Origin of the sequence: Blastococcus sp. KM273128 (assembly GCF_021698975.1) — a bacterium.
GTDB lineage: Bacteria > Actinomycetota > Actinomycetes > Mycobacteriales > Geodermatophilaceae > Blastococcus.
Genome location: NZ_SSXA01000009.1, coordinates 62,754 through 73,073 on the forward strand (window position 1 = coordinate 62,754; position 10,320 = coordinate 73,073).

General features: G+C 69.8%; 11 protein-coding genes and 1 other RNA gene. 10 read left to right on the forward strand and 2 right to left on the reverse strand.

What is annotated here, in order from left to right; all coding sequences use genetic code 11:
• Nucleotides 1–95 precede the first annotated feature (95 nt).
• From E9529_RS04580 to E9529_RS04615, 8 genes are all read left to right on the forward strand, one after another.
• Nucleotides 96–284, forward strand: a complete 189-nt coding sequence (locus tag E9529_RS04580; RefSeq protein ID WP_236829921.1) for a hypothetical protein — start codon at nucleotides 96–98, stop codon at nucleotides 282–284.
• Nucleotides 285–435: 151 nt separating this feature from the next.
• Nucleotides 436–636, forward strand: coding sequence for a hypothetical protein (locus E9529_RS04585; protein WP_236829922.1), 201 nt, complete (start codon nucleotides 436–438; stop codon nucleotides 634–636).
• Complete coding sequence (locus tag E9529_RS04590; protein ID WP_236829923.1) at nucleotides 629–2,770, forward strand: type IV secretory system conjugative DNA transfer family protein; 2,142 nt, start codon at nucleotides 629–631, stop codon at nucleotides 2,768–2,770. Before E9529_RS04585 ends, E9529_RS04590 begins: the two co-directional genes overlap by 8 nt.
• Complete coding sequence (locus tag E9529_RS04595) at nucleotides 2,767–3,732, forward strand: replication-relaxation family protein (protein WP_236829924.1); 966 nt, start codon at nucleotides 2,767–2,769, stop codon at nucleotides 3,730–3,732. Before E9529_RS04590 ends, E9529_RS04595 begins: the two co-directional genes overlap by 4 nt.
• A gap of 15 nt (nucleotides 3,733–3,747) precedes the next feature.
• Nucleotides 3,748–4,083 (forward strand): antirestriction protein ArdA, encoded by a 336-nt coding sequence (locus tag E9529_RS04600; protein ID WP_236829925.1) that lies wholly within the window; start codon nucleotides 3,748–3,750, stop codon nucleotides 4,081–4,083.
• 81 nt (nucleotides 4,084–4,164) lie between these two features.
• Nucleotides 4,165–4,545, forward strand: coding sequence for a helix-turn-helix domain-containing protein (locus tag E9529_RS04605; RefSeq protein WP_236829926.1), 381 nt, complete (start codon nucleotides 4,165–4,167; stop codon nucleotides 4,543–4,545).
• A 26-nt stretch (nucleotides 4,546–4,571) separates the two neighbouring features.
• Nucleotides 4,572–5,240: an ImmA/IrrE family metallo-endopeptidase gene (locus E9529_RS04610; protein WP_236829927.1), complete on the forward strand. Its 669-nt coding sequence runs from the start codon at nucleotides 4,572–4,574 to the stop codon at nucleotides 5,238–5,240.
• Entirely contained in the window at nucleotides 5,237–6,964 is a 1,728-nt protein-coding gene (locus E9529_RS04615) for a recombinase family protein (protein WP_236829928.1), read from the forward strand. The genes E9529_RS04610 and E9529_RS04615 overlap by 4 nt, the downstream gene beginning before the upstream one ends.
• Here E9529_RS04615 and ssrA read toward each other — a convergent pair.
• Nucleotides 6,921–7,295, reverse strand: a transfer-messenger RNA (tmRNA) gene (gene ssrA, locus E9529_RS04620). The genes E9529_RS04615 and ssrA overlap by 44 nt on opposite strands.
• 95 nt (nucleotides 7,296–7,390) lie before the next feature.
• On the opposite strand from ssrA, the gene E9529_RS04625 reads away from it, so the two are divergent.
• Together E9529_RS04625 and E9529_RS04630 are read left to right on the forward strand one after the other, a co-directional pair.
• Complete coding sequence (locus tag E9529_RS04625) at nucleotides 7,391–8,128, forward strand: hypothetical protein (protein ID WP_236829929.1); 738 nt, start codon at nucleotides 7,391–7,393, stop codon at nucleotides 8,126–8,128.
• A 3-nt stretch (nucleotides 8,129–8,131) separates the two neighbouring features.
• Entirely contained in the window at nucleotides 8,132–9,031 is a 900-nt protein-coding gene (locus tag E9529_RS04630) for an aminotransferase class IV (RefSeq protein ID WP_236829930.1), read from the forward strand.
• A 64-nt stretch (nucleotides 9,032–9,095) separates the two neighbouring features.
• On the opposite strand, the gene E9529_RS04635 is transcribed toward E9529_RS04630, so the two are convergent.
• Nucleotides 9,096–10,247, reverse strand: a complete 1,152-nt coding sequence (locus E9529_RS04635; protein ID WP_236829931.1) for a magnesium and cobalt transport protein CorA — start codon at nucleotides 10,245–10,247, stop codon at nucleotides 9,096–9,098.
• Nucleotides 10,248–10,320 lie beyond the last annotated feature (73 nt).

A 10,320-nucleotide genomic window follows, 5' to 3' on the forward strand; every position in this document is an offset into this window, starting at 1 on the left:
GGCTGCGGCGATCCCCTCGGCCGTGCGGTGCCCCCGGTGTGACCGGGAGTTGCACGGACGCGGGCATCACTGCGAGTTCTTCTACGAGTGACCGCATGAACAACCGAAGGTCGTGGGCCGCCAGCATCGTGGGCTTCGCGCTTGCGGTGCTGGCGGCCGCCTATGCCCTGAACGTGGCCGCCGCCTTGCTGCGTCAGGCCCTGCCGGTACTCATCCCGGTGGCCGTCATCGTCCTCATCAGCATCGGCTTGTGGCAGTGGCGATCGCGGACGCGCGGCTGGTAGCGGGCGATCCATTTTCATCTCCGCTGCAGCTGTTCCATTCGTTGTTGTGCTATTCGCAATCGGCATTGACCGTTGAGAAGTCTCAACATATAACAAAAGGACGTGCGTTGAGATATCTCAACATTAATGCGGCACGGAGAGGAGGGTAATTGTGAGCAATGTACATCGTCGAGGATCAAAAGGCGGGCGCCGGAGCAATCGGCACCACATCTCCGTCCGTGCCGTTCGCCGCGAGCAGCCCGACCTGCGCAAGCTGAGCCGGGCGCTCATCGCCTTGGCCATGGAGCAGGCCGCCACCGAGGCCGCGGCGCAGCAGGAGGGCACGGGCACCGAGGACAACGCGGATGACTAGACCGTCGCACCGTCTGACCTGGCGCCACCTGCACTGGCAACGACCCCTCGATGTCCTGCGGGCTTCCGCCGTCCTGCGGCAATGGGCCACGGACAACCGCAGCCCGCTGATCGTCATCGAGGCCCGGGCGAGCACGGCTGGCGTCACCTACTTCATCGGGAGCGCCCCCGGCGCCCTGAGTGGGCTGACCGCCGCGCTGCGCGACCTGACCGGCGCGGGCGCCTCCGAGCTGGCCGAGGGGATCACCCGCACCCCCGTTACTGCCGCTGGCAGCCTGCGCCTCAACAGCCGTCACCGTCCCCTGAAGGCCGCCGAGCCGGAGACGACGGTCTTCGCCGTCCTGGCTGCCCTGACGCGCGTCCAGGCCGAGGAGGAGCTCGTCATGCAGCTCGTCCTGGGGCCGCGGCGCATCCCGCTGGCCGTGCCGACGCAGAGCCCGTCCTCGGTGACGGCCCCCTGGTACGTCACGGCCTGGCACGGCAACGGCGGGGCGCTCGACGGCGAGAAGCGGACGGCCCTGCGCACCAAGGTGGCCGATCATGGCTTCGCCTGCGCCATCCGCCTCGGCGTCCGAGCAGCCGAGCGCGACATCCGTCGGGCCCGGCTGCTCGGACTGTTGGCCGCCCTGCGCACCGTCGAAGCTCCCGGCGTGCAACTGCGCCTGGTCACCGAACGCCCGGAGGGCTTGAACAACGCCCGCGCCCCCTGGCGCTGGCCCCTCCGCCTCGGTGTTCCTGAGCTTCTGCCGCTGACCACATGGCCGCTGGGTAACGACTACCTGCCGGGACAGGCGCCCGCGCACCCTAAGCTGCTGCCACCGACGTCGGGCACCACCGGCAAGACGCGCGTCCTGGCGGCGGTCACGGCACCCGGCCACACCAGCACGCTGAGCCTCGGCATCGAGCCGGCCCTGCGGGGACTGCACGTCCTCGGCCCCACCGGTACCGGCAAGTCGACTCTGCTGGCCAACCTCATCACCGCCGACATCGCCGCCGGCCGCGCCGTCGTCGTCGTCGAGCCCAAGGGCGACCTCGTGGCTGACGTCCTGGCCCGCATCCCCGATGGCCGCTGGGACGACGTCGTCGTCCTCGATCCCCAGGATGACCACCCGGTCGGACTGAACCCACTGGCTCGGCACGGCCGCCGACCGGAGCTGGTGGCCGACACCGTGCTCAGCATCTTCAAGCAGCTCTATGGCAAGAATGTCGGCCCGCGCTCCCAGGACATCCTGTACGCCAGCCTCCTGACGCTGGCCCGTCGCGACGACGCCACCTTGGCCTTACTGCCGCTCCTGCTAACCAACCCCGGTGTCCGGCGCTCGCTGACGGCCGGCATCGCCGATCCGCTGCTGCTCGAGCCCTTCTGGGCCACCTACAACAACTGGTCCGAAGCCGAGCGGGCCAACGCCGTCGCCCCCGTGATGAACAAGCTACGGCCGTTGCTGCGCCCCGGCCTGCGTGGTGTCCTGGCGCAACGTCGGCCGCGCCTGGCACTGAGCGAAGTCCTGGCCGAGCGCCGCATCCTGCTGGTGCCACTGCGGCGCGGCGTCATCGGCGAGGACGCCGCGAAGCTACTGGGGTCGCTGCTGGTGGCTGAGCTATGGCAGGCCATCCAGGCCCGAGCCCTGATCGCGCCTGAGCTCCGACACCCGGTGATGGTCTACATCGACGAGGTTCAGGACTACCTGCACACCGGCACGCCGCTCGACGAGGTCTTGGCCCAGACCCGTGGCTACGGCGCCGGCTTCACCTTGGCGCACCAGTTCCTGCGTCAGCTGCCGGAGGGCATGCAGAGCGCCGTGCTGGCCAACGCCCGCTCCCGGGTGGCTTTCCAGCTCAGCGAGGCTGACGCCCGCGTCATCGCCCGTGGCCACCCGGAGCTCAGTCCCGACGACCTAACGGCGCTCGGCGCCTTCGAGATCTACGCCAGCTTGTTCACCGGCACGGGCGTCAGCCCGTTCGTCTCCGGCAAGACGCTGCCGCTGCCACCGACCACGAGCAACCCCGACGAACTGCGGCGCCGCAGCCGTCAGCAGTGGGGCCGACCACTGGATGAGGTCGAGGCCGGCCTGGCCGATCTACTTCCTGAGACCGGTCCTGAGACGCCGACTGGCCGCCGCCGGAGGCCCTCATGAGCGGCGTGATGGACCAGGAGCCCTGGTCCGATCGGTGGTCCGGTCGCGTCGAGCCGGCTTCGGCAAACCCCGACGTCGGCAGCCGGTACCGCGGCAATAAAGCGCCCGAAAGTCTGTCCTCCCACGGACACCGGGGAGGGTCGCGGCGGCGGCCCCGCACGAGCGCCCGGCGCTTGCTCCGACTGCAGGACGATCTGAGTGCCCGCGAGCGGTGCGTACTGCGCAGCCTGGCCGACTGCCGCCTGCTCACGACCGGTCAGCTACAGCGGCTGCACTTCGCCGACCACGCCACTGAAGGAGCGGCCAGCCGGATCTGCCGCCGCGTCCTGGCTCGTCTGCAACGCCTGGGAGGCATCGAGCACCTTGACCGCCGCATCGGGGGCATCCGGGCCGGCTCTGCTGCCTACGTCTGGCGCGTTGGTCCGGTCGGCGAGCGGCTACTGCGCCAGGACGACAGCACGCCGCGCGGCCGCCACAAGCAGCCCGGCCTGCGCTTCGTCGATCACGTCCTCGCGATCGCCGAGTGCAGCGTGCAGCTCGTCGAGGCCGACCGTCGCGGCGACCTGGACCTCCTGACGGTCGAGCACGAGCCGACGTGCTGGCGCGGCTTCCTCGGGAGCTACGGCAGCGCCGAGACGCTCAAGCCGGACCTCTTCGCCGTCACGGCCAACGCCGAGTACGAGGACAGCTGGTTCATCGAGGTCGACCGCGGCACCGAGAGTCTGCCGACCGTCTTGCGTAAGTGCGCCCAGTACGAGCGCTACCAGCAGAGCGGGCGCGAGCAGGCCGCCCGCGACGTCTTCCCGGCGGTGTTGTGGGTGGTCCCGGACGAGTCCCGCGCCACGGCCATGGCGGCCGCCATTCGTCGCCGCTACGGGAAGGACCAGGAGCTGTTTCGGGTGACCACGGCGGACTGCTTCCTGCCAACCATCACCGGTAGCAGCTGCACGGACAAGCAATAACGAAAGGAGGGATATATGGAGACAGAACAATTGAGCAAACAAGAGCGCGCCGCACTTGACGTGGCCTGGCATGCCTATCAGCTGTGGACCGGCTCGACGGACGAAACGGGCTTCCGCCGCAGCTATCTCGGCCACTACGCCAGTCGGGACGCCTTCGGGCAGGAGCTCGTTCACAAGCTGGGGGCCGACAGCCGGCTTCTGCATTTGCCGGACTGGCTGCGGGCCTACCTGCGCTTCGACGGTGAGGCGGTGCTGCGGGACTTCGAGGCGGCCGGCGACTTCTGGGTCTACGACGCACCAGCGGAGCAGGGCTGCTTCGTCTTCGATCCCTATGAACGGCCGCTGCCCTGAATGCGTTGTGGAATAGGCACCAAAACGTTGAGATATCTCAACAACGGCGCGATAATAGAAGCACTAACCGGAGCACTGCCCATGACCCCATCACAGCGAGAGAAGCTCGCCGCCTTTCTCACTCGTCGGCGCAAAGCCAAAGGGATGTCCATCCGTGGGGTGGCACAGGCAGCCGGCGTCGATGCCGCGACAGTCCTGAGCCTGGAGCAAGGTCGCATCGTCTACCCCCGGGTGGAGAAACTGCGGGCCGTCAGCGACGCGCTGGGCATCCCGGCCGCCGAGCTGTACGCCGCGATCGGCTGGCTGCCCGGCAAGGACCTACCAGCCTTTCGGCCCTACCTGAGGGCCAAGTACCGCGAGCTGCCACCGGAGGCCGTCACGGAGATCGAAGCGGTCTTCGAGCGGCTGGCCAAGGACTACGGCCTGCACGGACCGCAGGACGGGGAAGACGAACACCCCTAGCCATCACTAACGAAAGGAGGAACGCCATGAACAACCCCAACACCGAGAACCGCAGCATCCTGGCGTCCCTCCGCGGCGTCATCCCGGTCCGCACCGTCGAGTTCGCCGAGGCGATGCAGATCGCCGAGCTCCAGGCCGCCCGGCTACTGGAACTGACCGACTGCACCGAAGGACCGATCAGCAGCGCTGTCATCACCGAGCTGCCGCGGATCGTCGTCCGACGGGAGCCGCTGCCGACCTCCGGGATGAGCTACTGGGACGGCCACAACTGGATCATCGCCATCAACAGCGACGAGCCGACCACCCGCCAGCGCTTCACGCTGCTGCACGAGTACAAGCACATCATCGACCACGGAGCGACCGACAAGCTCTACACCGGCACAACGCGGCATCTGGCGGACGAGCAGGCCGAGCTGGCCGCCGACTACTTCGCTGGCTGCGCCCTGATGCCGAAGCGGCTGATGAAGCGAGCCTGGGGGCAGGGCGTCCAGCGCCCGGCCGAACTGGCCCGCCGCTTCTGGGTGTCGGAGCGGGCGATCGACGTCCGACTGACCCAGCTGGGACTGACCGCGCCGCGGCAGCGCTGCGCCCCGCCGTCCACAAGCCGACCGACGCAGCGACGTCGGCCGACCTACTATCGCCAGTTCTCCCCGTCCTGGCTCGCTTCCCCGGTGCTCGAAGGAGTCCCCGCATGAACCGCCTGGATGCCCCGACGCGCGCCGTCATGTACCTGCGCGTCAGCACCGTCAGTCAGGTGACCACTGACTACGACCCGGAAGGCATCTCCATCCCGGCGCAGCGGGCCGCCTGTCAACGCAAGGCCGAGCAGCTCGGCATCGAGATCGTCGAGGAGTACGTCGAGCCCGGCCGCTCCGGCACGAGCATGAAGAGCCGACCGGCCTTCCAGGCGATGCTCAAGCGGATCAAGAACGAGCGCGACGTCGACGCCGTCATCGTCTACAAGCTCAGCCGGATGAACCGGAACTGGGAAGAGAGTGCCCAGGTCATCATGCAGCTGCGGGCCGCCAAAGCCCAGCTGCTGTCAGCCACCGAGAACATCGACGAGACACCGGTCGGTCGCCTGACGCTCGGCATCATGAGCGCCATCAACGAGTTCCGCTCCGCCGAGGACGGCGAGGACATCCGCTACAAGATGGGCGAGAAGGCCAAGCGCGGCGGCACCATCAACAAGGCGCCGCTGGGATACCGGAACATCCGCGAGGACTTCGAGGGCCGGCTGGTCCCTAGCGTGGCTGTCGACCCGGAGCGGGCACCGCTGATCCGTCAGGCCTTCGAGCTCTACGCCAGCGGCGACTACAGCTTGGACCGCTTGACCCAGACCATGGCCGACCTTGGTCTGCGCTCCCGATCGACCAAGCGCTTCCCGGCCAAGCCGGTGTCACTGGAGCAACTGCGGCAGATCCTGGCCAACCCGTACTACACCGGCGTCTTGCAGTACCAGGGTGCGCTCTACCCCGGTCGGCACGACCCGATCGTCAGCGGGCCGCTGTTTGAGCGAGTCCAAGAGGTCGCCGATCAGCGCTCCCGCCGCGGCTCCCGTGACGTCGTCCATCAGCATTTCCTCAAGGGCATGCTGTTCTGCGGCCGCTGTCAGAAGGCTGGTCGAGAGCATCGGCTGATCCTGACGGAGGGCAAGGGGCGCGGTGGCTCGTACTACTACTTCCTCTGTCGCGGCCGCCAGCAGGGCGTCTGCGATCTGCCGTACCTCCGGATCGAGGGTGTCGAGGACGCCGTCGAACGCGAGTACGCCAACCTGGCACTCCCAGCAGACTTCGCGGCCAGCGTGGAGACGCGGGTCAGCGAGACGATGGCCGACGAACAACGGTCGACGCGGCAGCTCAAGACCAACCTCAACGCCGAACTGGCCCGGCTCAGCTCCGCCGAGGAGCGCCTGATCGACCTGGCGGCTGAGGGTGCGCTGCCGGTCGCCAAGGTGCGCAGCCGTCTGACGACGCTGCAACAGGATCGAGACCGTGTCCGCCAGCAGCTAGACACCGTCGAGCAGGACCTGGCCGAGGGGGCCGAGGCGCTGACGGCTGCACTGCGCCTGTTGGACAAGCCGCAGCAGCTCTTCCAGACCGCCGGGGACACCACCCGACGGCTGCTGACGCAGACGTTCTTCGAGCGGCTCTACCTCGACGAGGGCGACGTCACCGAGGTGCGCTACCAGGAACCCTTCGGCGACCTGCACGATGCCGCCCGCACGTGGACGACGGCCACGAGTTCGCCCCAGCGTCGCGCCGTGTCCAGGAAGGCGAAGAGCCCCGACACCAACGGTGCCGGGGCTCTTCCACAGGGGTGGGCCGGCTTGCTCGCTACCGCGTCCTTGGACGTGGGTTCGAGTAAGACGGCTCTGGTGGAGGTGGCGGGAATCGAACCCGCGTCCTTCGACGCATGACCAGGGCTTCTCCGAGCGCAGTCCGCTACTGCCTCTGCTCGACCCCATCGATCTCGCGAACAAGTCGATGTGACGGGCCCAGTCGCTGTGAGATGTCCCGTGGACGCCCGCGACCGGCGTTCACGGTGAGTCATCTAGCTGATGCCAGGATCCGGGCCGATGACGAACCCGGGCTGACAGAGTCGCCTCGCTACTTAGGCAGCGAGGGCGAACTCGCGCTGACTGGAGTCGGCGCTTGTGTTGTTTCCAACGCGTGGTTAACGAGCTCATCGTTGGCTTCCTCGGCTCGCTTCCCCTGGACACCCGACCGAAGTCGAGACCAATCACCCCCTGTGCAGTTGTGCAGTCAGGGTAACGGCCGCGTCCAGCCCCTTGTTCCCCCGGCGTTCCGCTGCCCACCTGCCCGCCGTCGGGCAGGATGCCCGCATGACGGGGACCGGCCGGACGACGACGCCGGTGCGCATCGCGATGTGGTCCGGGCCGCGCACGCTGTCGACGGCGACCATGCGCGCGTGGGAGAACCGCCCCGACACCGCCGTCGTCGACGAGCCGCTCTACGCCTACTACCTGGCCGCGACCGGGTTGGACCACCCCGGCCGCGACGAGGTGATCGCGAGCCAGCCCACCGACTGGCGCGCCGTCGTCCGCACCCTCACCGAGGGCGACCTGCCCGACGGCGCCACGATCTCCTACCAGAAGCACATGACCCACCACGTGCTGCCGGAGGTCGACCTCGACGCCTTCGCCGGCCTGCGGCACGCCTTCCTGATCCGCGACCCGCGCCGGCTGCTCGCCTCCTACGCCCGCGTGCGCGAGCACCCGACCCTCGCCGACCTCGGCCTGGTCCAGCAGGTCGCGCTGCACCGCCGCTTCGGCGGCCCGGTCGTGGACTCCGACGACCTCCTGCGCGACCCGCGCGGCGTGCTCACCGCCCTGTGCGCGGCGCTGGAGGTTCCCTTCGACGAGCGGATGCTGTCGTGGCCGGCCGGCCCCCGCGACACCGACGGCGTCTGGGCGCCGCACTGGTACGCGAGCGTGGAGGCCTCCACCGGCTTCGGCCCCCACCGCGAGACGCCGGTCGAGCTGCCCGGGTCGCTGGCCAGGCTCGCTGCCGAGTGCCTCCCCCACTACGACGAGCTGGCCGCCGGCCGGCTGAGGAGCTGACCCGTGCTGCAGCAGTTCGACGAGCGCAACCGCGACCTGGTGGTCAACGTGGCCGGCCGGCTGGCCCACCGCGACGAGGCCGGGGTGAGCCCGTTCGACTCGGTCGTCCAGGGCGGGGACGCGGTGTGGGAGGGGTTGCGGCTCTACCGCGGCCGGATCTTCGCCCTCGAGGAGCACCTGGCCCGGCTGCGCCGCTCCGCGCAGGCGCTGGCCTTCGCCGAGATCCCCGACGACGCCGCGATCGTCGAGCAGATCCGCCGCACGCTGGCCGCCAACGGCATGACCGACGGCGTGCACATCCGGCTCACCCTCACCCGCGGCGTGAAGGTGACCAGCGGCATGGACCCGCGGCTCAACCGGAGCGGCCCGACGCTGATCGTGCTGGCCGAGCACAAGCCGCCCGTCTACGACACCGGCGGCATCACGCTGGTCACCTCGAGCGTGCGCCGGCCCACGCCCGACGTGCTCGACCCGAAGATCCACCACAACAACCTGCTCACCTCGATCCTCGCCAAGATCGAGGCCAACGTCGCCGGCGCCGACGACGCGCTGATGCTCGACGCCCGCGGCTTCGTCGCCGAGACCAACGCGACGCACGTCTTCTTCGCGGCCGACGGCATCCTCCGGACACCGACGACCGGCGCCTGCCCCGAGGGCATCACCCGGGCCACCGTCCTCCGCCTGGCCGCGGAGGCCGGCGTCCCGACCGAGGTCGGCGACTTCTCGACGACGCAGCTGTACGCGGCCGACGAGGTGTTCGTGACCGGCACGATGGGCGAGCTGACGCCGGTCCTGGCCATCGACGGTCGGCGCATCGGCACCGGCGAGCCCGGCCCGCTGACCCGGCAGCTCTCGGCCGCCTACGGGGAGCTGACGGCGTCCTCCGGCACCCCGGTGACCTGAAGCACGGCGGCCCCGCTGCAGGGTCCCGCCGCGAGCCTGCGAGCGGTGGGGGGCAGCGGGGTCCTCAGATCCAGTCGCGGCGCTTGAAGACCAGGTAGAGCGTCAGGCTCACGCCGACCATGAGCAGCAGCGCGAACGGGTACCCCCACGCCTCGTCGAGCTCGGGCATGTGGTCGAAGTTCATGCCGTAGACCCCGCCGACGAGGCTCGGCGCGAACAGGATGGCGGCCCAGGCGGAGATCTTCTTGACCTCCTCGCCCTGCGCGATCGAGGTCTCGGTGAGCTCGCGGATCTCCTCGTTCTGCCGCTGCGCCACCAGGGTGGCGTTGACCGTGAGGATGTCGCGCAGCTGCAGCCGGAAGCCCTCCACCCGCTCGTTGACCTGGATGACGTGGTCGGCGACGTCACGCAGGTAGCCGCGCAGCTCCTCGTCGACGCCGTACTTGTCGAACCCGGCGGTGAGCGCGGCGATGATGCCGGTCAGCGGCTGGGCGGCCCGCTGGAACTCCAGCACCTCCTGGGACAGCTCGTAGATGCGCCGCGAGACGCCCGGGTCCCCGCCGAACACCTGCGTCTCGATCTCGTCGATGTCGTTGGCCAGCCCGTCGACCACCGGCCGGTACCCGTCGACGACGGCGTCCAGCGTCGCGTAGAGCACCGCCTCGCTCCCGCGGGACAGCAGCTCCGGGTCGCTCTCCAGCCGCCGCCGCACCCGGGTCAGGTCGGGCGACTCGCTGTGCCGCACGGTGATCGCGAAGTCCGGCCCGAGGAACAGGTGCAGCTCGCCGAACTCGACCTCCTCGGCCGCGTCCAGGTACCGCGCGGCCTTGAGGACGACGAACAGCGTTCCGCCGTAGCGCTCGAACTTCGGCCGCTGGTGGGCCTTGATCGCGTCCTCGACCGCGAGCTCCGGCAGGTCGAACAGCTCCGCGAGCGCCCCGAGCTCCTTGGGGCCCGGGCGGTACAGCCCGAGCCAGGCCAGCCGCCCCTCCCCGTGGAGCAGCTCCTCACGGCTCTCGGCCGGCGACCCCGGGGTGGCCACCCGGCGGCCCTCGGAGTAGACGGCGTTGTCGACGATCCGCGACCGCGCGGCCGAGCCGTCGAGGACGGTGGCGGTGGCCGTGGCGCCGTTCGGCGTCGGCGCGGGGGCCGGCCGCGGCGGGCGGCGGCCCAGCGTGGTCAGGGCGGTCAGCGGCGCGAGGCGGCGCTCGGTCATGACGGGGCTCCCGGGGCGGAGGGACGGCGGTGGGCACCGGAGCGGCCCTCCTCGCCTCCGCGCCACCCCGGGC

Coding starts and splice junctions, on each gene's coding strand:
- E9529_RS04580 (WP_236829921.1), top strand. CDS start 96: ATGAACAACCGAAGGTCGTGGGCCGCCAGCATCGTGGGCTTCGCGCTT.
- E9529_RS04590 (WP_236829923.1), top strand. CDS start 629: ATGACTAGACCGTCGCACCGTCTGACCTGGCGCCACCTGCACTGGCAA.
- E9529_RS04595 (WP_236829924.1), top strand. CDS start 2,767: ATGAGCGGCGTGATGGACCAGGAGCCCTGGTCCGATCGGTGGTCCGGT.
- E9529_RS04600 (WP_236829925.1), top strand. CDS start 3,748: ATGGAGACAGAACAATTGAGCAAACAAGAGCGCGCCGCACTTGACGTG.
- E9529_RS04605 (WP_236829926.1), top strand. CDS start 4,165: ATGACCCCATCACAGCGAGAGAAGCTCGCCGCCTTTCTCACTCGTCGG.
- E9529_RS04610 (WP_236829927.1), top strand. CDS start 4,572: ATGAACAACCCCAACACCGAGAACCGCAGCATCCTGGCGTCCCTCCGC.
- E9529_RS04615 (WP_236829928.1), top strand. CDS start 5,237: ATGAACCGCCTGGATGCCCCGACGCGCGCCGTCATGTACCTGCGCGTC.
- E9529_RS04625 (WP_236829929.1), top strand. CDS start 7,391: ATGACGGGGACCGGCCGGACGACGACGCCGGTGCGCATCGCGATGTGG.
- E9529_RS04635 (WP_236829931.1), bottom strand. CDS start 10,247: ATGACCGAGCGCCGCCTCGCGCCGCTGACCGCCCTGACCACGCTGGGC.